We start from the raw sequence: 19976 nt of genomic DNA, 5'->3' as shown, positions 1-19976 counted from the left end.
TGCGGTAAAAGGCTGAATCCTGATCTAAACCAGCAGTTTACCAAGAAACCTTGTGGAGCATTTTTGACGGGATATCGCCACGGTGTTACCGCATTTCGGCTTCAATAAGCGATGATTAACCATTAGGATCGATATTCGGATGTGAAAACGACGCATCCGTTTGGGCAAATCCGGGGACAAACGGCAGCCTGCAGGGCCTTTTGATTTGAACAGAGTCGAACGACACACAAACGGGCGGCACTATCACATGAGCGTCTGGCCGAGATGGCTGGCAGCGGTGATTTTTGCTGTTTGTTTCCTTTCAGCAGCGGCGACCGGCGCCAGCGCGGAAACTCGTTCGCTCAAGCTGTATCATCTCCACACGCACGAAAAGGCCGAGATCGTTTACAAACGCAATGGCCGCTATGTCCCCGAGGGGCTCAGGAAGATCAACATCATCCTGCGCGACTGGCGCCGCAACGAGCCGACCAAGATGGATCCGCGCTTGCTGGACCTGGTCTGGGAAGCCTACAGGGAAAGCGGTGCCACCGACTACATCCAGGTCGTCTGCGGCTATCGCTCGCCGGCCACGAATTCGATGCTGCGCAGCCGCAGCCGGGGCGTTGCCGAGAAAAGCCAGCATATGCTTGGCAGGGCCATGGACTTCTACATTCCCGGCGTGCCGCTGAAGAAGCTGCGCAACATCGGTCTCAAGATGCAGGGCGGCGGCGTCGGCTATTATCCGACCTCCGGCTCGCCCTTCGTCCACATGGATGTCGGCAATGTGCGCCACTGGCCCGGCATCAGCCGCCAGGAACTGGTGAGCGTATTCCCCAACGGCAAGACGCTGCATGTGCCGAGCGACGGCAAGCCGCTGCCTGGCTATGCACAGGCGCTCGCCTCCTACAAGGCGCGCAAGGGTTCTGGCGCCCCCGCCATCGAACTGGCAAGTGCCGGTGGCAGCACCAAGAAGTCCGGTGGCTTCCTTGCTGCTTTCTTTGGCGGCGGCGACGACGAAGCCGACGACAGCGCTGATGTCGAAACGGCTTCGGCCGCGCCCGCTCCCAAGTTGAAGAGCGTTAAGCCGGCGGCGACCGCCAGGAACAGCAACCTTCCCGGCATAACCATCGTGGCGCCGCAGGATGCGCAGCGTGCTGAGATTCCGCAGGTTGCCGATGACGCTGCCGATTCGGAGCCGCAGCAGGACACGCCGGCGACGATCATCGCGGCGCTGCCGGCCAAAGAGATTCCGCTGCCTGATTTCGCACCGCGTCCGAAGGCCGATGTCGGCGCGCAGACACCTGAAAATGTTCCGTTCGGCACGGCCGATGCCACCGGCACCACCGAGCAGGCGGTGGCGACGGCGCAAGCGCCGACGAGCGTTCCTTTCGGCATGGCCGATCAATCCACTGTTGCCGATCCGGCGCAGGTCGCGGTCAACAACATCCCGTTGCCGAGCTGGCGCCCCGACCGTACGCTGCCGGCCGATCTCGCGCCGCAGGACAAGGATGTGCTGCTGGCGCTGGCGGATACGGCCTCGCACAACCAGACCGCCACGGATGCCTTCTCGGTGCTGCCGTCGCAGCGTCCGGATGAGGTCAAGGCTGTTCTCGAGCAGGCCGGCGCCACCGACGGCTATCAGGTCGCTTCGCTTGAGCCGCGCTCGGCGTTCAACGACCCGTCGGGTGTCGATGCCGCATCGCCGCGCGACGCGATCGCTGCCCGCCCGGCTGGTTCCGATCCGGCTGCCGCGATCGGCGCCGGTGTCAAGACCACCCGCAAGGAAGCAAGGGCCACCGCCCGCGACCTGAAGCCGGGACCGAAAGCGGTGGTGGTTGCCGCCGCGCCGCAGGCGGCGCGCTGGGCGCTGCACAGCGGCGAGTATGTCGCCACCGTATCGGACTCCACGACGGCGCCGCGCTTTGCCTACAATCTGGTGCGTACGGCGCCGAGCGAGGTCTACACGGCCGGCTTCCAGCAGGACAACCAGATGGCCGATGCCAACCGGTTCACCGGCAACGCCATCAAGTTCCTTTCGGTCGCCCGCTTCCAGACCAAGTAACGGTCTGGCCGAATGACACAAAAGCCGCGCTGGGCAACCGCGCGGCTTTTTGCTTCTCAAGAAACTCTACAAATAGACGCGCCTGCGGATGGTCTTTTCCACACAGCGCTGGCGTCCATTGCGCTGGGATGCTAACCACCAATCCACCATTCTCCCGCTTCGTCTAATGGTAGGACAGCGCCCTTTGAAGGCGTGAATCGTGGTTCGAGCCCATGAGCGGGAACCAGCGTCATCCAATGGATTGTTTTCGCGCCCGCACGGGCTTGGGCCTGCAAGGTCATGCAAGGAAGCAGCGAGCCCCGGTCGGCGAAAGCCGGCCGGATTTTTTGTGCCTGGCGAAAGCGCCTACTTCCCGAGCTTGCTTGCGGCCCGCGCGAGGGCCTCGATCTCATCCCACATGCCGGCCTTGACCAGTTCGTCCGGGGCCACCCAGGAGCCACCGACGCAGATGACGTTGGGCAGGCTCAGATAGTCGGTGGCGTTCTTGGCCGAAATGCCGCCGGTCGGGCAGAATTTCACGTCGGCGAGCGGCGAGGCGAATGCCTTGAGCGAGGCGATGCCGCCCGACTGTTCGGCCGGGAAGAATTTCAGGAAACGCAGTCCAGCTTCCCGCGCCGCCATGACTTCGCCCGGCGTGATGGCGCCGGGCAGCAGCGGAACCTCGCTGTCCTTCGCCGCCGCCAGAAGCTCGCGGGTGATGCCGGGGCTGACGATGAATTTCGAGCCTGCGGCCGCCGCCTCGTCGAATTGCCTGCTATCCAGAATGGTGCCGGCGCCGACGATGGCGCCTTCGACCTCGCCGGCCACCCGCCGGATCGCTTCCAGCGCATCGGCGGTTCTGAGCGTGATCTCGATCGCCGGCAGGCCGCCCCGGGCCAGCGCGCGGGCCAGCGGCACGGCGTCGGCAACATTGGCGATCTTCAGCACCGGGATGACCGGCTGGCCATTGAGGAGCGACAGGAGCTTTTCGGTCTGGGCTGACATTTGTCGTCTCTCCGGCTTCGAACAATTCAACCGATTAGCAGAAGGCCGTTTTTCTGTCCACGAAGGGTAAGCGTGTCGCGATGTCACGCGTGGCCGGCAATGCCGTGAAGAGGGTCGCTGCGTCACCCATGGAAAGACCGGGCGCGCAGGCCTTGCCTTGAATCGGCTTTCGCAAGCGTTTAGTGGCTTGGCGATGACTCTGTCCAATCAACCTTTGCGCGTTGCGGCGCTCTACCGGTTTGCGCGGCTCGATGCCTTCGAGGCGTTGCGTGCGCCGCTCGCCGCCTTCTGCTGCGGACGCGGCATCAAGGGCACGCTGCTTCTGGCGCATGAGGGCATCAACGGCACCGTTGCCGGCAGCGAGGCGGCAATCGCTGAACTGATCGATCATCTGGAAACCATCGAGGGTCTCGCCGGTCTCGAAGTCAAATACAGCAGCGCCGAGGCGATGCCGTTCCACCGCATGAAGGTGCGGCTGAAGCGTGAGATCGTCACCATGGGTGTCGAGGATATCGATCCGGCAAGAAGTGCGGGCACCTATGTCGCGCCGGCGGACTGGAACGCGCTGATCGCGGACCCGGACACGATCGTCATCGACACCCGCAACGCCTATGAGGTGTCGATCGGCACCTTCAAGGGTGCGGTCGATCCGGCAACGGCGAGCTTTCGCGAATTTCCGGCCTGGGTCGAAAAGCATCGGGACGAATTCGATGGCCGCAAGGTGGCGATGTTCTGCACCGGCGGCATACGCTGCGAGAAGGCGACAGCCTATGTGAAGTCGCTCGGCTTCGAGGACGTATTCCACCTCAAGGGTGGCATCCTCAAATATCTCGAAGAGGTGCCGGCCGAGGAAAGCCTCTGGCAAGGCGAGTGCTTCGTCTTCGACGAGCGGGTTTCGGTAGCGCACGGACTTGCCGAAGGTGACGCCGAACTCTGCCGCGCCTGCCGGCATCCGTTGACACGAGAGGATCGCCTGTCGCCGACCTATGCCGCCGGCGTCTCGTGCCCGCATTGCTTCGACGCCCGCTCGGACGAGGATCGCGCCCGCTATGCCGAGCGGCAGCGCCAGGTCGAGCTGGCGCAGGCGCAGGGCAGGGGTCCGCATATCGGCAGCTGACATTGGCGCGGGCTCGGATTGCGTCACCAGGCGACGGAATAGCGGTCGATCACCCACAGCCATGTGCCATCGCTTTGCCGACGGGCGACCTCGGAGGTCACCGTGCCGTCGGGAAGCCGGGTCGACGTCAGCGCCAGGTCGCCGTTGATCACCGCCGGCCGCTGCTCTCCGCGCTGGAATTTTCGCCCGGTGGCGGCAAACGCGACATACAGCGCGCGGATCGCTTGGCGGCCGCGCGTCAATTCAGCCTCGCCGCTATCGATGACGGCATCGGGTTCGAACAGCGCAACCATGCCGTCAATGTCTCCGGCCCATTGCCGGTCAATCAGCAAGCGCTCGAGATCCTGTGGATCGCGTGCGGGTTCATGGCTTGATTCATCGGTCATGCAACGCTCCAGGCAATCCGGTTGGGAGCGTGACACTAGCCGAAGCCGAAGCTGGTTTCGACACGTCGATTTCCGCCGCTTCTGGCAAAGCGCGCGGCTGTCATTGTAATGTCCATATGCGGGGCCTACCTCTCTGACGTTCGAAACCTGCCCGTCTGGCTGGGCAAATTCTGGAGGCATTGATGTTCGATCCCAAGAAGCTCCTCGACGATCTGCTCGGCTCACAAATTCCCGGCACCAGCGGCACCGTCCGCGACAAGGCCGGGCAGGCCGTGCAGATGGCCAAGGACAATCCGCTGGCGGCCGGCGCGCTGGCCGCGGTGCTGCTTGGGACCGGCACGGGACGACAAGTGACGGGCACTGCGATCAAGCTTGGCGGCCTGGCCGCGATCGGCGGCCTCGCCTACAAGGCCTACCAGAACTACAAGGCCGGCAACGCGCCGGCGGAGACGCCGGCCGCTGGCGAGCCGGAACTGCTGCCACCGCCCGCCGATACCGCCTTCCATCCCTCGCAAGCGCCGCAAGGCGAGGATGAATTCACGCTGACGCTGGTGCGGGCGATGATCTCGGCGGCGAAGGCCGACGGCCATGTCGACGACGAAGAACGCCAGAAGATCGCCGGCAAGCTCAGCCTTGCGGGCATCGGTTCGGAAGCGGAAAAGTTCATGATGGCTGAGCTGGAGAGCCCGCTCGACCTCGATACGCTGGTCGCCGGCGCCAAGACCGACGCCCAGAAGCTCGAGCTCTACACCGCGTCGCGCCTCACCATCGATCCCGACACACGCGCCGAACGCGGCTATCTCGACCTGCTGGCCGGCCGGCTCGGCCTGCCGGACGCGCTGGTCGATCATGTCGAGGCGACGGTGTCGGCGGCCAAGGTTCCAGCGCCGACCGGAACCGCGCCCAATCCGCGCTGGTAGGCGGCGCGGGCCGGAGCCGGAAAATGCGCTAACGTCTCGTTAACCTACCAAGCGCATGATTCTAGACAGTCGGATCGGCTTTTCCTCCTCCCAAGCCCGATTCAGATCAGGGGCGGTCGCCAATGACCGCCCTTTTTGTCGGGCACRCGCCCTTCGAGCAGCTTGCCATAGCGCCCATCTTTTGCGATGCCACATGTTCTTCCAGCCATGACCAGGGAGGACGGCGATGACAGCCATCACTAAGAAAACCGCCATCGTCACCGGCGCCGGCACGGGCATCGGCAAGAGCGTCGCCACGGCGCTGCTCAAGGCTGGCTGGAACACAGTGTTCTGCGGCCGCCGCAAGCCGGTTCTGGAAGCCGCGATCGCGGAAGCCGGGCCAACGCAGGCCAAGGCATTGGCGGTGGCCTGCGACATCAGCAAGGCCGACCAGGTCGACGACCTCTTCGAGACGGTGGCGGAGGCTTTCGGGCGCGTCGACCTGCTCTTCAACAATGCCGGCATGGGCTACAAGTCGACACCGATCGACGAGATCCCGGTCGAGGTGTGGAACGACATCGTCGGTGTCAATCTCACCGGCTCGTTCCTGTGCGCGCGTGCCGCCTTCGGCGCCATGCGCAAGCAAAAGCCGATGGGCGGGCGCATCATCAACAACGGCTCGGTGTCGGCCTATGCGCCACGGCCCGGCTCGGTGCCCTACACCGCGACCAAGCATGCCATCACTGGCCTCACCAAGACGCTGGCACTGGACGGCAGGCCCTTTGACATCGCCTGCGGCCAGATCGACATCGGCAATGCGCTGACCGACATGGCGCATGCCATGACCGTCGGCGTGCCGCAGGCCAATGGCAGCATCGCCGTCGAAGCAGTGATGGACGTTCAGCGCGTCGCCGACGCCGTCGTCCACATGGCCAGCCTGCCGCTCGACGCCAATGTGCTGTTCATGACCGTGATGGCGACCAAGATGCCGTTCGTCGGGCGGGGGTGAGCAGCCGGAAGGTCAGTCCTTGCCCTTCGCCAGGAACGCCTCGATCCGCTCCAGCGCGCGCAAAATGTTTTCCTCGGAATTGGCGTAGGAAAGCCTGATGTAGCCCTCGCCGAGAATGCCGAAATCGGGGCCGCCGATCAGCGCCACGCCGGCATCCTCAAGCAGCGCCGAGGCGAGTTTCTTGGCCTTCCAGCCGGTCTTGGACACGTTGGGGAAGGCGTAGAATGCGCCTTTCGGCGTGATGCAGGAGACGCCGGGCAGGGCGTTCAGCCCCTCGACCACGACCCTCCTGCGGTTGTCGAAGGCGCGCATCATGTTATCGACGTCGTCCTGCGGGCCGTCGATGGCGGCGATGCCGGCATATTGGCTCGGCGCGTTGACGCAGGACCAGCAATTGACCGCCAGCTTGCGCACCTTGTCGTAGAGATGCGCACCCTTGTCGCCGTTCGGCCAGATCGACCAGCCCATGCGCCAGCCGGTCATCGCCCAGGTCTTCGACCAGCCATTGAGCACGATCAGCCGGTCGCGGATTTCGGGGAAGGTGAGCAGCGAGCAATGCGTCTCGCCATCGTAGGTCATGACGTCATAAATCTCGTCGGAGAGGATGGCGACATGTGGGTGCGCTTCGAGCCCCTTGACCAGCTTCTCGATCTCGGCGCGCTGCGTCACGCCGCCGGTCGGGTTGGCCGGCGAGTTGAGGATCAGGAGCCTGGTCTTTGGCGTGATCAGCGCCAGCGTTTCTTCGGCCGAGAAGGCAAAGCCGTTCTCCTCACGGATCGGCACGGGAATGGGTGCCGCCCCGGTGAACTCGATCATCGAGCGGTAGATCGGAAAACCGGGATCGGGATAGAGGATCTCAGTGCCCGGTTCGCCGAACATCAGGATCGCCGCGAACATGGTCGGCTTACCGCCGGGCAGGATCATCACATTCTCCGGCGAGACCTCGATGCCGGTGGTGGTCAGCGTGCGCCGCACCACCGCTTCGCGCGTCGCCAGCAGGCCGTTGGCCGGCGTGTAGCCGTGGTGGCCGTCGCGCAGCGCCTTGATCGCCGCCTCGACAATGTGCTGCGGCGTCTTGAAGTCGGGCTGGCCGATGCCGAGATTGACGATATCGCGGCCCTGGTGCGCCAGTGCTGTCGCGCGCGCGAGCACCGCAAAAGCATTTTCCTCGCCGAGACGGTCGAAGGCCGAAATCGTGTGGAGCATTTTTACCGTCCGTGTGGTTCTTTCCCTGGGCGTGCGTTTTTGTGAGCGTCCGGTCACAAATGTCAAACGGATTGGAGTCTTGCGTGTCGGAAAATCTGAAGAATTGGCAGCCTCGCCCGCGTCCCGAACGCAAGATCATCGACGGCCGCTATGCCAGGCTTGAGCCGTTGAGCGCCGCAAAGCATGGCGACGGCCTCTACGAGGCGTCGTCGGTGTCCGATGTCGGCGGCCGTTTCGCCTGGCTGCCCGACTATCCGCCGGAGACCCGTGCCGACTTCCAGCCATGGCTGGACAAGGTCGAAGCCAGCGAGGACCCGCTGTTCTTCACCGTCATCGACAAGGCCAGCGGCAAGGTCGCCGGGCGCCAGACGCTGATGCGCATCGATGCCGCCTATGGCGTCATCGAGATCGGCAACATCTATTGGGGGCCGCTGATTTCGCGAAAAGCCGCAGCGACCGAGGCGCAGTTCCTGTTCATGAAATACATTTTCGACGAGCTTGGTTATCGCCGCTACGAATGGAAGTGCAACAACCGCAACGAGCCGTCGAAGCGCGCTGCCGAGCGGTTCGGCTTCAAGTTCGAGGGCATTTTCCGCCAACACCTTGTGGTCAAGGGTGAAAACCGCGATACCGCGTGGTATTCGATCATCGACAAGGAATGGCCTGATCTGCGCAGCGCCTATGAGGCATGGCTCGATCCGGCCAATTTCGATGGCGACGGTGGGCAGAAGCGACGGCTCGAGGATTTCCGCGCCGAGTTCGGTGCGTAGCGGGAGTTGGATGATGGCGCATAGCCACGACCATGGTGCGCAAGGGCATGACCACAGCCATGGCGCCGGTCATGTGCACGGCTCGACCGACAAGAAACGCGTGCTGATCGCAGCGTGCCTGACCGCCGGCTTCATGGTCGCGGAAGCGCTTGGCGGCCTCCTCACGGGGTCTCTGGCATTGCTGGCGGATGCCGGCCACATGCTTGCCGATGCGATCGCGCTCGGCCTTGCCTGGTATGCGTTTCACCTGGCGGGACGACCGGCGACCGTCCGGCTCACCTATGGCTTTGGCCGGGTCAAAACCCTGGTGGCCTACACCAACGGCATTGCCATCTTCGCCATTGCGCTGTGGATCGTCTACGAGGCCTGGGGCCGCCTGCAAACGCCGGCGCCCGTGCTCGGCGGGCCGATGCTGGTGGTTGCGATCCTCGGCTTGCTGGTCAACATCGGCTCGTTCTTCGTGCTGCATGGCGGAGACCGCGACAGCCTGAACATGCGCGGCGCCATCCTACATGTGCTGGGCGATCTGCTCGGCTCGGCGGCGGCTATTGTTGCGGCGCTGGTCATCCTGGCGACCGGCTGGACGCCGATCGATCCGATCCTGTCGGTGCTGGTCTCGCTGCTGATCCTGTCCACCGCCTGGTCGCTGATGCGCGAAGCCGCCCATGTACTGCTCGAAGGCGTGCCGGCGAGCCTCGATCGCGACCTGATCGCCAGGGATATCCAAGCGAAGGTCAAGGGTGTGCGCGAGGTGCATCACATGCATGTCTGGTCGCTCGACGGTTCAAGCAACATGGCGACATTGCATGCCTGTCTCAACGACGGCGTCGATGCCCACACCGCCGTCAGCGCCATCAAGAAACGGCTTGCCGCCGAGCACGGCATCAGCCATGCCACCGTCGAACCGGAATTCGGCCACTGCGCCGATGACGAACATGACCACGACCATGATCATGCGCATGGTACGGCGCCGCATCACGGCCACTATCACTGATGCAAGGAATCCATGACATGGCAACGAGACTGAATTCCCGCCGCAGCGGGCGCGCGTAGTGGACCGCGACACGCGCAATGCGCTGATCGCGGCAGCGTGGATCATGCTGCTGTTCGGCCTCGCCGCCTATTGGCTGCCAACGGTGATGCTGGCGGTGGGCAGCGTCTCCACCGTCCTGGCCGGCATTGTCGCGGCTATCTTCCTGGTGGCGTTTTTCGCCGTGTTCTGGCTGCGCGCCCGCAGCCAACGCAAAAAGGGTCTTTGACAATGCGCATTCTGATCACCGGCGCGGCAGGCATGGTCGGCCGCAAACTCATCGCCCGGCTGGCAAAGGACGGAACGCTCAACGGCCGCAAGATCACCGCGCTCGACCTGCACGACATCGTGCCGCCGCAGGCGCCGGCGATGGAAGGCGTAAGCGCCGCCATCCATACCGGGGATCTTGCAGCACCCGGCGCGACAGCAAGCCTGGTCGCGTCGCGTCCCGATGTGATCTTCCATCTCGCCGGCATCGTGTCGGGCGAGGCGGAAGCCAATTTCGATCTCGGCTACCGCGTCAATCTCGACGGCACGAGGGCGCTGTTCGATGCCATCCGGCTGGCGCAATTTGCGCCGCGCGTCGTCTTCACCTCGTCCATCGCCGTGTTCGGTGCGCCGTTTCCCGATGTCATCCCGGACGAGTTCCACCCGACGCCGCTGACCTCCTATGGCACCCAGAAGCAGATGAGCGAAGCGCTGCTGGCCGACTATTCCAGGCGCGGCTTCTTCGACGGCATCGGCATCAGGCTGCCGACCATCTGTGTGCGGCCCGGCAAGCCCAACAAGGCGGCTTCCAGTTTCTTCTCCGGCATCATCCGCGAGCCGTTGAGCGGCCAGGAGGCGATCCTGCCGGTGCCGCGTTCGGTGCTGCACACCCATGCCAGCCCGCGCTCGGCGGTGGGCTTCCTGATCCATGCCGCAGGCATCGACGGCAACGCCGTCGGGCCGCGCCGCAATCTGACGATGCCCGGCGTCGCCGTTACCGTTGGTGAGCAGATCGAGGCGCTGGAGCGCATTGCCGGCGCCGCGGTGGTGAAGCTGATCCGCGAGGAGCCCGACGACACGATCTGGGCGATCGTCAAAGGCTGGCCAACACGGTTCGAGGCGCGGCGCTCAAGGGAGCTTGGCTTCAGCGCCGAGAAGAGCTTCGATGACATCATCCGCGCCCATATCGAGGACGAGCTCGGCGGCAAGATAAGTTAGAGGACCGTACCGGTCGCCAGGCTCGCCGACAGCAGCAGCAGTCCGAACAGGAAGACAAAGGCGGCGCCGCCAATCTCGACGATCGAGTGGATGCGGTTGCCCATGCGGCCATCGCCGGCGAAATACACCGCCCAATTCTTAGCCGTCACCGCAATCGTCGCCAGAGCCGAGACGGTGATCGCGGTGCCGAGCGACATCGCCAGCACCGACAGTATGCCGCCGAACCACAGGCCGTTGAGTAGAGCAAAGCTCAGCACGATCAGCGCGCCGGAGCAGGGGCGGATACCGACCGCCGCCACCGCCGACCAGGCGGTGCGCCAGTCGAAGCGGTCGCCGGAAAGCAGCGCCGGGTCGGGCGCGTGCGAATGCCCACAGGTGTCGCAGACCTCGCCCGCCGCATGGGCGTGGCCATGGTCGTGATGATCGCCATGATCGTGGTCATGCTCGCCGTGATCGTGCGCGTGAGAATGATGATCGTGTGTCGTATGGTCGTGATCGTCATGTGCGTGAAGCGCGTGGGAATGCGCTGAATGAGCATGCGCGGAATGCGCGTGGCCGGCATGTGAATGACCAGCATGCGAATGGCCGGCATGCGAATGGCCGGCATGGGCGGCAGAGAGGCTGTAGGCGGGGCTGGCGCCGAACAGGCGCAGGATCGCGGGGCCGGCCTTGCGCCACAGAAGCCAGGCGCCGAACAGGGTGACGAAAACATAGCTCATGATTTCGAGGAACCATGCCGCGTCGGTCATCGAAACGGTGGTGCCGCGCAGGACGAAATAGGCGAGCAGCATGACCACGATCGCGGTCAGACCCTGCAAAAGCGCGGAGACGAAGGACAGCATGATGCCGCGCCGCAGCGCCACTTCGTTGGCCACCATGTAGGACGAGATCACCGCCTTGCCGTGACCGGGGCCGGCGGCGTGGAAAATGCCGTAGGCGAAGGACAGGCCGACGAGCAGCCACAGCTTGCTGCCATCCTGGCGCATCGCCTTCATCGCGGTTGCCAACGCCCGGTAGAATTCCTGCTGGCGCAGATTGATCCACATCAGGATGTGAGCGAACGGTCCGGTGGCGGTGGGGGCCATGCCGTCATTGGTGCCGATGCCGAGCGAGCTCTGGGCGTGGGCGGAGCCGAGGAAATGCGTCATCACGACGGTGACGGCCAAAAGGGCGAGTGCCAAACGCAGGGACGGTTTCGTCACCGGATCTATCCTTCTGGCTGACAGTTCAGCTCAAGCTTGGTGGCAAATATCTTGCTCATGTCGGTGCCTGTCGGATCGTTGAAGAAGGCTTCCGTCAGGGTCTTCTGGTTTTCCTTGATCGCCTCGTCCGGGTCGGGCCGGATGACGGCCTTGGTGCAGTTCGAGGGCAGGCCTTCGACCGTGATGTTGCTATCTTCGGTGAAATCGATCGCCGTGTAGAAGGTCGGATCGTAGACGCCGAAATCGATCTTGCCAGCGAGCTTGATCGGCTCTTTCGGTTCGGATTCGAACAGGATGATCAACTGGTCGTTGTCGAAATTGGCCATCAGGTGCGGCGGCGGCGTCATTGCCACGTCCTTGCCGTTGACGGTGACGAGCTGGAAATAGTTGAACTCGGCCAGCGAGGCATGGACGGTGTCAGCGACATCCTTCAGCTCCTTGTCGTCAAGCTTCAGGTCGGAGTTCTTGTCGAACTCCATCATCACAGTACTCGAAAACAGATCGTCGAAGCGCCAGAGATGACGCAGCGCTTTCACACTTTGGTGATCCTCACTCAGAATGACGTCGAGACGCGCCTCGGCGAAGACGTGCGGATGCACCTCGGCCGGTCCGACCGTGGCAAATGTCGCCGCCGTGGCCGAAGCCAGCATGATTGCTTGCCGTTTGAGGTGCATTCCCGGTCGCGATTCCATCGACTTCAGAGAGTGTGGAGAGGTTACCAGAAACGGGGCGAAATTGGGACCGGTGCCGCGTGTTGCCCAATAGTGCGAAGCGGTTTTGGGATAACGACACGCGCCCAACAAACTCAAAGCGCAACGCGCTTTGACGGCCGTATCAGGTCATGCGGCTTCGCGCGTCTTGAACCACTGCACCAGGAAATCGACAAAAACGCGAACCTTCGCCGGCAGATAACGTCGGTGCGGGTAGACGGCGAAAATACCGCTGCCCGACAGGATGCGGTCGTCCATCACTGTCACCAGCCGGCCGCTTGCGATATCGGGCGCGGCGATGAAATCCGGCAATATGGTGAACCCCAGCCCCGACACGGCGGCAGCTCTTGCCGCCATCGGACTGTTGACCTCGATCGGGCCCGACACCGAGACGCTTACCGCATCGCCATTGTCGCCCTTGAACGGCCAGTTGGTCAGCGAGCGGCCGTTGGTGTCGACGATGCAAGGCACGCGAGCAAGATCCTGCGGCCGCAGCGGCATGCCGTGCTTGGCGATAAGCTCCGGCGAAGCGCACAGCCGCACCGAAAACGGCGCCAGGCGCCTGGCGATCAGCGACGAGTTTTCCAGCCGCGAAATGCGCACCGCAAGATCAAAACCCTCCTCGACCAGATCGACGAAGCGGTCGTCGAGATGGATATCCAGCACAATGTCGGGATGCTGCTTGGCGAAGTCGATCAGCGACTGGCCGATCGGCGCGTCGGCAAAAGTGCGCGGTGCCGAAAGCTTGATCCGGCCGCGCACGTCGCCGGAGGATTCGCGCACCGCATCGGCGAGGCTGTCGACCTCGCGCACGATCTCCGAGGCGCGGCGAAAATAGGTGTGGCCGGCTTCGGTCATCGAGAACTGCCTGGTGGTGCGGTTCAAGAGCAGCGCGCCAAGCTCATCCTCCAGCTCGCGCACATATTTGGACAGCAGCGCCTTGGAGCGACCGATCTTGCGCGCAGCGGCTGAAAAACCTTCGGCCTCGACCACGTCGATGAAGGCGCGCATGCGGGTCAGTGTGTCCATGGGTCAGGTCTTTCGTGCCGCGTCGAGGATTCTACGGCCGAGCCGTATCAGGGCGACGTCGCTGCCGGAAGGGCCGAGCAGCGAAAGGCCGAACGGTGCGCCATCGATCTGGCCCAGCGGCAGCGTGATCTCAGGAAAGCCGGACAGGCCGGAAAGGCACAGCAGATGCTGCGCCCGTTCGCGATACGACTGCAATTGTTCCGGCGCGCCCTGGGCAAGCGGAGCTGCCCCCGGCACCGTCGGCAGGACGAGGAAGCCATGGCTGCCAAGCAGATCGGCGAGTTCGGTGCGGAACGTCAGGCGGCGCGTCGCCTCGGCCTGCGCCGTCTTGATGTCGACCGCCCGGCCGAAGCCGAAGCGTTCTTCGACGCCTGGCCCGAGCTGGCGGTTGCCGCCGGCGATCCAGGCGCCATGCTCGCGCCAGGCCTCGAAGGCCTGCAGCCGGCGAAAGCACCAGTAGAGCTCGTCGGGGAAGGACGCGAACGAGTATTCCATCAGCGTCGGTTCGCCGATGACGGTAGCGGCCAATGCCTTCATCCTGGCATATTCGGCCGCCTCGGCGGGGCCGGCCACGAAGGCATCCAGCCAGCCAATCGAGAGCGGGCGGTTGAGCGGCTGCTGGTGCGGATCGCGGCCGAGCAACAGCTTGCCAACCGTCTCATAGGTTTCGATGTCGTCGGCGAACCAACCGAACGTGTCGAAGCTTGGCGCCAGCTTCATGGCGCCCTCGTGCGAAATGCGGCCATGCGTGGTGCGCAGTCCGATCAGGCCGCAGAAGCTTGCAGGCGCCCTGATCGAGCCGCCTGTGTCGGAGCCGACGGCGATATCGGCAAGCCCACCGGCGACCGCTGCCGCCGATCCCGACGAGGAGCCGCCGGTGACGCGCTCAGGCGCGGCCGGGTTTACCGGAAACGGAAAATGCGCGTTCTGGCCGATCAGCGAGAAGGCTAGCTCGTCGGTCTGCGTCTTGCCGACGAATCGTGCCCCGGCGTCGAGGATCATCTGCACGGCCGCGGCGGTACTGGAGGCGGCGTGGCCATCGACGAACTTGCTCGGATTGCCGCAGCCGGTGCGGTAGCCGGCAACGTCGTAGATGTCCTTGACGGCGAGCCGCAGCCCGGCAAGCGGGCCTAGTTCCGCATTGGCGACAGGCATCTGGCGCAGGTCGAGAAAGGCGTTGAGCGGGCCGTGCGTGCCTGGCATCGTTCGCTATCCGGATACGGTTGCCGCAGCATTGTTCGATGCCGGAAATTTTACAACCTGCGATACGATTTTTATTGATTGTGAAATCTTTCGATCTTATATCGCGCTTGCCCAAAGTCGCACGTGCCTGTGGGTGTCCGCCGATCCTCGAATGGTGAGGGAAATCGGTAAGGTAACTGGAGCCAACCCCTCCAGTCGGTCTAGCGGCCAACCGCCAGCCCGAGGACACCTTGAAGCAACGACGGTGCGGGCCTTTCTGGTTCTCTTCCGGTTGTCCAAAGACCGGGGTTACTAAAGAGGCACACCTTCATTGCCGGCAGTGCGGACGGGTCTCCCATCCAAGCCAAGGCAGACAAAGCGAACCGAGGCCGGGCAAGGCCAAGGTTCATCGCCGCGAGACGGCGTTTCATGGTTCCGGGGTCTCCACCGGCTGGTTCCATGATTTGACGTCCCGCCTTTGTTTGATCCGCGTGTTCGCGAGGCTGACTGCCCGCGTCCCGCAGCCTTATTGCGCGCCGCAAGGCGTTTATGGAGAGACCCCGATGGCCACCCAGCGCATCCTTGACTTCCTCGCCACCCGACGTCCGTCCGGCCCCTGCCTCGTCGTCGACCTCGATGTCGTGCGCGACAATTTCCGCGCCTTCGAAAAGGCGCTGCCCGATTCCAAGATCTACTATGCGGTGAAAGCAAACCCGGCGCCGGAAATCCTGCGCCTCCTTGCTGCGATGGGCTCGTCCTTCGACACCGCTTCCGTTGCCGAAGTCGAGATGGCGATGGACGCCGGTGCGCCGGCGGACCGCATCTCCTTCGGCAACACCATCAAGAAGGAGCGTGACATTGCACGCGCCTACCAGCTCGGCATTCGCCTGTTCGCGGTCGACTGCGTCGAGGAAGTCGACAAGATCGCCCGCGTCGCTCCCGGCGCGCGCGTGTTCTGCCGCGTCCTGACCGATGGCGAAGGTGCTGAATGGCCGCTGTCGCGCAAATTCGGCTGCGTGCCTGACATGGCCGTCGACGTGCTGCGCCATGCCAGGGCGCTCGGCCTCGACGCCTATGGCGTGTCGTTCCACGTCGGCTCGCAGCAGACCGACCTGACGGCGTGGGACCGTGCGCTGGCCGACGCCAAGAAGGTGTTCGCCACGCTCGCCGACGAAGGCATCGTCTTGAAGATGGTCAATATGGGCGGCGGCTTCCCGACGCGCTACCTGAAGGACGTGCCGGTGGCGCAGGCTTACGGCCAGGCGATCTTCTCGGCGCTGCGCAAGCATTTCGGCAATGCGCTTCCCGAGACCATCATCGAGCCGGGCCGTGGCATGGTCGGCAATGCCGGCGTCATCAAGTCGGAAGTCGTGCTGATCTCGAAGAAGGCCGCCAACGACAATGTGCGCTGGGTGTTCCTCGACATCGGCAAGTTCGGCGGTCTGGCCGAGACGATGGATGAGGCGATCCGCTACCCGCTCGTCACCCGCCATGACGGTTCGGAGACAGCGCCTTGCGTGCTCGCCGGCCCGACCTGCGATTCGGCCGACGTGATGTACGAGAAGACGCCGTACCCGCTGCCTCTGTCGCTGACCATCGGCGACGAGGTGCTGATCGAAGGCACCGGCGCCTACACGACCACCTACTCGGCAGTCGCCTTCAACGGCTTTGAGCCTCTCCGATCCTACGTGATCTGACGGCTCGCTAGGAGCCGATCAGATCATCCCAGGTGGGCGCCTGTCGCCCGCTTGGGCTCGCCTGTGGAACAAGCTCCGCTCGTGAAGGATCGCGGAAATGGAAATGCTAAACGAAATCGTGACCGGCTCGCCGGCCTTCATCATCACCGCTGAGGCCGCAGCCGATGTCGCGGCGCGTGAGGCGCTGCTCGATCGCGCCATGGGTCCGATGCGGCGCAAGAAGTCGTCGGAAAAGCTGCGGCGCGGCCGCCGGCCTTCGGAAGGCCTGGCCTTTGTCGCGCGCGACGCGTCGGGCGCGGTTATCGGCACCGTTCGGCTGTGGGATGTGCAGCTGGGCGAGGGCGGTGCGGCGGCGCTTCTGCTCGGCCCGCTCGCCGTCGATCCGGCGCTGAAAGACGCCGGCATCGGCTCGGCGCTGATGCGCCATGCGATCGGCGAAGCAGCGCGCCTCGGTCATGCCGCGATCCTGCTGGTCGGCGATGCGCCCTATTACGGGCGGTTCGGCTTCTCGGCGGCAAAGACCGGCGGGCTCGCCATGCCCGGCCCCTATGAGCGGCACCGCTTGCTGGCGCTGGAACTGGCGGACGGCGCGCTTGAGGGCGCACGGGGCACGCTGAGAGCGGCAGGGCGCAAGCTCAAGGCACAGAGACTGCCGCTCGCCGCCTGATCGGTCGAAAGCAAAACGCCGCCCGACCTTATGAGGGTTCAGGCGGCGTTTTGCTGTTATCCCTAGAGGTCAGCCGAGCACCTGGCTGAGCGCCATGGCGACCGTCATGTCGCCTTCGACCTTTATCTTGCCGGACATGAACGCCATGGTCGGGTTGAGGTCGCCGGCGATCAACGAATCCAGATCGTCGAGCGAAAGCTTTACGGTGCAGTCGGTCGGCGCATCGGTGTTCGAAACGGTCGCGCCGTCGATGACGATGACGCCGTCGCTGCCGGTGTCGAACTTCACCGAATGCTCGAACCCGGCGCTCGCCACGCGCGACCTCATCCTGTCGGCAATCTCCTGAACGCCCATGGCTGTTCTCCTCGTCTCGTTGCGTTTGCTGCGCATTGGCACTTCGCGATTTATGATCGCTGGCGCATATAGCTTCGGGTTGACGTTTACGTCAACGCAGTTTGTCTGCGTCATTTTTCCGATGAGGAAGGGAGCAAGCCATCAGCCTTGTCGGCTCGAATATTTGACGGAGCTTCTCGCGCAGTGAATCCGGCTGGCGGCAGGTCAATGTTCCGCGGCAGGCTTGGGCGTTTCCGCCTCAGCCGGAGCCGGGTCTTTGCGGCGGCGCATGGCGTTGTCGCGGATCTCGTCCTTGGTCAGGAAGTTGACCTGGTCGATCAGCACTTCATGCACCAGTTCGGCGCCGACTCTGGTGTTGATGGTGTCGCGGATGGCGGTGCGGAAGGCGTCGAGGTTGATCGTCTCTTTCTTGGTGAAGTCGATCTGCGGGTTGGAATAGAGATAGGAATAGACCTGATCGGTCATCAGCGCTTCGGCCGGTATCGACAGCTTCTTTATCTCGGCGGGCTCGACCGTGTAGACGAGCTTGGTGAGGAAATAGCCGTCGATTCTGGAATCGCGGATCAGCGGCACCGAGATCATGTCGGTCTTGACGTAGTCGAGACCGCCCAGCATCGGCTTGGGTGTCTCGCCGACGCCGGCCTCGCCGGCCGCCTGGAACGAATAGAACACAGCACCGAGCGTGGCGGCGCAGATCCAGATCGCGGCGGCGATGAATTTGATCACCAGCTGTTCCCAGTTTTGTTCGGGCCTGTTCTGCCCGGACCGGTTCTGTTCATGCCTTGGCCCAGCCGAATTCGCCGGCCGAATAGGTGCCATCGGCTTCGGCGCGCTGAATGGCGTTCTTCAACAGATTGGCGACCTCGTTGACGGCGTTCAGGTGCGCCAGGATCGCCGCCTCGTTCCTTGCCAGCTTCTGGCGCAGCCGCGTCAGGCCCTCGCGGTGCTGCTCGAGGAATTCGGCTTCGCTGCCGCCCTTCATGGCGCGCGTCAGCTCATAGAGGTAGCGGCTCTTGCGGGCGTTCGATGCCTTGAGGTCATAACTGGTGTCGCTGCGGATACCTGCCGTCTCTTCCTCGACCGCTTCCTCGATGCGGCCGATGATGGCGGCGAGATTGCCCGGCCGCGCGAATGGGATCGGCGCTTCGGTGGTGCGCGCCGGCAGGTTGGAAGAGAATTCGGAATAATCGGCCATGATAATCCTGGTCTAGATTTTGAAGTCGGTTTTGATGGTCGTCTCGTCGCCGGTCATCGACCGCGCGACCTTGCGCTGCAGTTCCTGGACCAGCGAGGTGGACAACCGGGTCTGCTGGTCGATCTCGGTCTTCTCAGGTCCGCCCGAAACCGGCCCGACCGGAACGGTGCGCTTGCCGTCCTTGTAATGGTCGGCCAGCATCGACTTGGCGATGCCGATGCCGCCGCGATCGGCCATGACGTCGGCGAGCCTTTCGGCAAGCTGCGATTTCCACATGTCGCCGGCCAGGCCCTTGCCGTAGACGCCTTCGGTGTCCTTGGGCAGCATGTTCTGGATGAAGGTCTGCAGCACCATCGCCTCGAACTTCTTGAACTTCTTGGCCGGGTCGGCGTTCGCTGCGGCCTTGTCAGCCGTGGCGCGCGACAGGATCGAACCGGCATCGATCGACGCCGCGGTGTCGACCGAAAAAGTCCCGGCCACGCCGCCAGCCCGCTTGGTCAACGCCGCGCGAGCCGCCTCGATGCCTTCGGGGTCGACAGCGCGGGCCACATCCATAACGATGTCGCTGGGTGGAGAAATTGCCAAGAAAGTCCGCCTTTTACCGGTTTTCCGTGGCTAGACCATGCCTCAACAAGCTTGTGGCAGGCTTGCGAGGGAGAGGGAGGCGGAATGCAGGCGGTTAATCGAGGCATCTCGAGTCCAAGTGACAGGCATTTGTCGCGCGTATACGCTGCCTGCACGACAATCATCGAGGGAGCCATCGAGGTGAACGCAGACACTGCCAGCCCAAGCTCGCCAAGGCCCCTCGCGGAGATCGCCAGCTACCACGCCCATATCTACTATGGCGGAGCGGCCGAGCGACAGCACGCCGAATGGCTGCGCCTGCGCATCGGCGAACGTTTTCGCGTGCGGCTCGGCAATTGGCGCGACGAGCCGGTCGGCCCGCATGAGCAGGCCATGTACCAGGTCTCCTTCGCCACCGAAATTTTCGCTGCCCTCGTTCCGTGGCTGATGCTGAACCATGGCGGCCTGAGCATCCTCATCCACCCCAACACCACCAACCCCAAACGCGACCATCTGGTTGATCCCCTCTGGATCGGCCGGGCGTTGGGGGTGCATGGGGAGGTGCTTGGCGAGGAGGACGAGGCGGAAGAGGCGCTGGAGGTGAATACGGAGCCGACGCTGGGGGCTTAGGGGCCACCGCGTTCGGCAATGTAGGGCTCGGCCTCGGAATCACATTCCGATACAGTTTAGCTCAGTCGTGCATGACCGGCCGCTTTGCGCCTCATTTC

The 19976-nt window shown here is 63.8% G+C and carries 22 protein-coding genes and 1 tRNA gene; 12 read left to right on the top strand and 11 right to left on the bottom strand.

Features of this window, described 5'->3' with window-relative positions; genetic code table 11:
* Positions 1 to 247: 247 nt before the first annotated feature.
* Both AC1DXU_RS06030 and AC1DXU_RS06025 read left to right on the top strand, forming a co-directional pair.
* Positions 248 to 2041 (top strand): peptidoglycan L,D-endopeptidase MepK, encoded by a 1794-nt coding sequence (locus tag AC1DXU_RS06030; protein WP_477365547.1) that lies wholly within the window; start codon positions 248 to 250, stop codon positions 2039 to 2041.
* Between the two features lie 152 nt (positions 2042 to 2193).
* A tRNA-Gln gene (locus AC1DXU_RS06025) sits at positions 2194 to 2267 on the top strand.
* Positions 2268 to 2386: 119 nt separating this feature from the next.
* Here AC1DXU_RS06025 and AC1DXU_RS06020 read toward each other — a convergent pair.
* Positions 2387 to 3025, bottom strand: coding sequence for a 2-dehydro-3-deoxy-phosphogluconate aldolase (locus tag AC1DXU_RS06020; RefSeq protein ID WP_477365544.1), 639 nt, complete (start codon positions 3023 to 3025; stop codon positions 2387 to 2389).
* A gap of 193 nt (positions 3026 to 3218) precedes the next feature.
* Here AC1DXU_RS06020 and trhO point away from each other — a divergent pair, with 193 nt between their 5' ends.
* On the top strand, positions 3219 to 4142 hold the full coding sequence (gene trhO, locus AC1DXU_RS06015; protein WP_477365541.1) for an oxygen-dependent tRNA uridine(34) hydroxylase TrhO: 924 nt from the start codon (positions 3219 to 3221) through the stop codon (positions 4140 to 4142).
* A gap of 23 nt (positions 4143 to 4165) precedes the next feature.
* Here the strand turns inward: trhO and AC1DXU_RS06010 are convergent, their stop codons facing one another.
* Positions 4166 to 4528, bottom strand: coding sequence for a YybH family protein (locus tag AC1DXU_RS06010; protein ID WP_477365538.1), 363 nt, complete (start codon positions 4526 to 4528; stop codon positions 4166 to 4168).
* Between the two features lie 182 nt (positions 4529 to 4710).
* Between AC1DXU_RS06010 and AC1DXU_RS06005 the strand changes: the two genes are divergently transcribed.
* Together AC1DXU_RS06005 and AC1DXU_RS06000 are read left to right on the top strand one after the other, a co-directional pair.
* Positions 4711 to 5448 (top strand): tellurite resistance TerB family protein, encoded by a 738-nt coding sequence (locus tag AC1DXU_RS06005; RefSeq protein WP_477365535.1) that lies wholly within the window; start codon positions 4711 to 4713, stop codon positions 5446 to 5448.
* 226 nt (positions 5449 to 5674) lie between these two features.
* Entirely contained in the window at positions 5675 to 6436 is a 762-nt protein-coding gene (locus AC1DXU_RS06000) for an SDR family oxidoreductase (protein WP_477365532.1), read from the top strand.
* 12 nt (positions 6437 to 6448) lie between these two features.
* Here the strand turns inward: AC1DXU_RS06000 and AC1DXU_RS05995 are convergent, their stop codons facing one another.
* Positions 6449 to 7642, bottom strand: a complete 1194-nt coding sequence (locus AC1DXU_RS05995; protein WP_477365529.1) for a pyridoxal phosphate-dependent aminotransferase — start codon at positions 7640 to 7642, stop codon at positions 6449 to 6451.
* An 83-nt stretch (positions 7643 to 7725) separates the two neighbouring features.
* Here AC1DXU_RS05995 and AC1DXU_RS05990 point away from each other — a divergent pair, with 83 nt between their 5' ends.
* From AC1DXU_RS05990 to denD, 4 genes are read left to right on the top strand one after another with little or no spacing between them, the layout of a single operon-like run.
* Entirely contained in the window at positions 7726 to 8412 is a 687-nt protein-coding gene (locus tag AC1DXU_RS05990; RefSeq protein WP_477365526.1) for a GNAT family N-acetyltransferase, read from the top strand.
* A gap of 13 nt (positions 8413 to 8425) precedes the next feature.
* On the top strand, positions 8426 to 9406 hold the full coding sequence (locus AC1DXU_RS05985) for a cation diffusion facilitator family transporter (protein ID WP_477365523.1): 981 nt from the start codon (positions 8426 to 8428) through the stop codon (positions 9404 to 9406).
* Between the two features lie 58 nt (positions 9407 to 9464).
* Positions 9465 to 9671 carry a hypothetical protein gene (locus AC1DXU_RS05980; RefSeq protein WP_477248387.1) on the top strand — a complete coding sequence of 69 codons (207 nt, stop codon included), beginning with the start codon at positions 9465 to 9467 and terminating at the stop codon, positions 9669 to 9671.
* A 2-nt stretch (positions 9672 to 9673) separates the two neighbouring features.
* Positions 9674 to 10648 carry a D-erythronate dehydrogenase gene (denD, locus tag AC1DXU_RS05975; RefSeq protein ID WP_477365521.1) on the top strand — a complete coding sequence of 325 codons (975 nt, stop codon included), beginning with the start codon at positions 9674 to 9676 and terminating at the stop codon, positions 10646 to 10648.
* On the opposite strand, the gene AC1DXU_RS05970 is transcribed toward denD, so the two are convergent.
* The 4 genes from AC1DXU_RS05970 to AC1DXU_RS05955 all read right to left on the bottom strand — a co-directional run bounded on the left by AC1DXU_RS05970 (position 10645) and on the right by AC1DXU_RS05955 (position 14792).
* The gene (locus AC1DXU_RS05970) at positions 10645 to 11859 is read right to left on the bottom strand and encodes a nickel/cobalt transporter (protein WP_477366055.1); all 1215 of its coding nucleotides are present in this window, start codon (positions 11857 to 11859) and stop codon (positions 10645 to 10647) included. The genes denD and AC1DXU_RS05970 overlap by 4 nt on opposite strands.
* Positions 11856 to 12524 (bottom strand): DUF1007 family protein, encoded by a 669-nt coding sequence (locus AC1DXU_RS05965; RefSeq protein WP_477365518.1) that lies wholly within the window; start codon positions 12522 to 12524, stop codon positions 11856 to 11858. The genes AC1DXU_RS05970 and AC1DXU_RS05965 overlap by 4 nt, the downstream gene beginning before the upstream one ends.
* Positions 12525 to 12689: 165 nt before the next feature.
* The gene (locus tag AC1DXU_RS05960; protein ID WP_477313348.1) at positions 12690 to 13589 is read right to left on the bottom strand and encodes a LysR family transcriptional regulator; all 900 of its coding nucleotides are present in this window, start codon (positions 13587 to 13589) and stop codon (positions 12690 to 12692) included.
* Between the two features lie 3 nt (positions 13590 to 13592).
* On the bottom strand, positions 13593 to 14792 hold the full coding sequence (locus AC1DXU_RS05955) for an amidase (protein WP_477365515.1): 1200 nt from the start codon (positions 14790 to 14792) through the stop codon (positions 13593 to 13595).
* 542 nt (positions 14793 to 15334) lie between these two features.
* Between AC1DXU_RS05955 and odc2 the strand changes: the two genes are divergently transcribed.
* Both odc2 and AC1DXU_RS05945 read left to right on the top strand, forming a co-directional pair.
* Entirely contained in the window at positions 15335 to 16468 is a 1134-nt protein-coding gene (odc2, locus tag AC1DXU_RS05950) for an ornithine/lysine decarboxylase (protein WP_477365512.1), read from the top strand.
* A gap of 97 nt (positions 16469 to 16565) precedes the next feature.
* Positions 16566 to 17135 carry a GNAT family N-acetyltransferase gene (locus AC1DXU_RS05945; protein WP_477365509.1) on the top strand — a complete coding sequence of 190 codons (570 nt, stop codon included), beginning with the start codon at positions 16566 to 16568 and terminating at the stop codon, positions 17133 to 17135.
* A gap of 69 nt (positions 17136 to 17204) precedes the next feature.
* On the opposite strand, the gene AC1DXU_RS05940 is transcribed toward AC1DXU_RS05945, so the two are convergent.
* From AC1DXU_RS05940 to AC1DXU_RS05925, 4 genes are all read right to left on the bottom strand, one after another.
* Positions 17205 to 17489 carry an SCP2 sterol-binding domain-containing protein gene (locus tag AC1DXU_RS05940; RefSeq protein ID WP_477365507.1) on the bottom strand — a complete coding sequence of 95 codons (285 nt, stop codon included), beginning with the start codon at positions 17487 to 17489 and terminating at the stop codon, positions 17205 to 17207.
* Between the two features lie 204 nt (positions 17490 to 17693).
* Positions 17694 to 18215: a hypothetical protein gene (locus tag AC1DXU_RS05935; protein ID WP_477313338.1), complete on the bottom strand. Its 522-nt coding sequence runs from the start codon at positions 18213 to 18215 to the stop codon at positions 17694 to 17696.
* Positions 18216 to 18264: 49 nt separating this feature from the next.
* The gene (locus AC1DXU_RS05930; protein ID WP_477313336.1) at positions 18265 to 18684 is read right to left on the bottom strand and encodes a hypothetical protein; all 420 of its coding nucleotides are present in this window, start codon (positions 18682 to 18684) and stop codon (positions 18265 to 18267) included.
* 12 nt (positions 18685 to 18696) lie between these two features.
* Complete coding sequence (locus tag AC1DXU_RS05925; protein ID WP_477366052.1) at positions 18697 to 19239, bottom strand: rod-binding protein; 543 nt, start codon at positions 19237 to 19239, stop codon at positions 18697 to 18699.
* A 210-nt stretch (positions 19240 to 19449) separates the two neighbouring features.
* On the opposite strand from AC1DXU_RS05925, the gene AC1DXU_RS05920 reads away from it, so the two are divergent.
* On the top strand, positions 19450 to 19878 hold the full coding sequence (locus AC1DXU_RS05920; protein ID WP_477365504.1) for a DOPA 4,5-dioxygenase family protein: 429 nt from the start codon (positions 19450 to 19452) through the stop codon (positions 19876 to 19878).
* Positions 19879 to 19976 lie beyond the last annotated feature (98 nt).

The sequence above is a fragment of the Mesorhizobium sp. P3_A10 genome (genome assembly GCF_056403175.1).
This window is presented reverse-complemented; position numbering and strand designations above follow the sequence as displayed.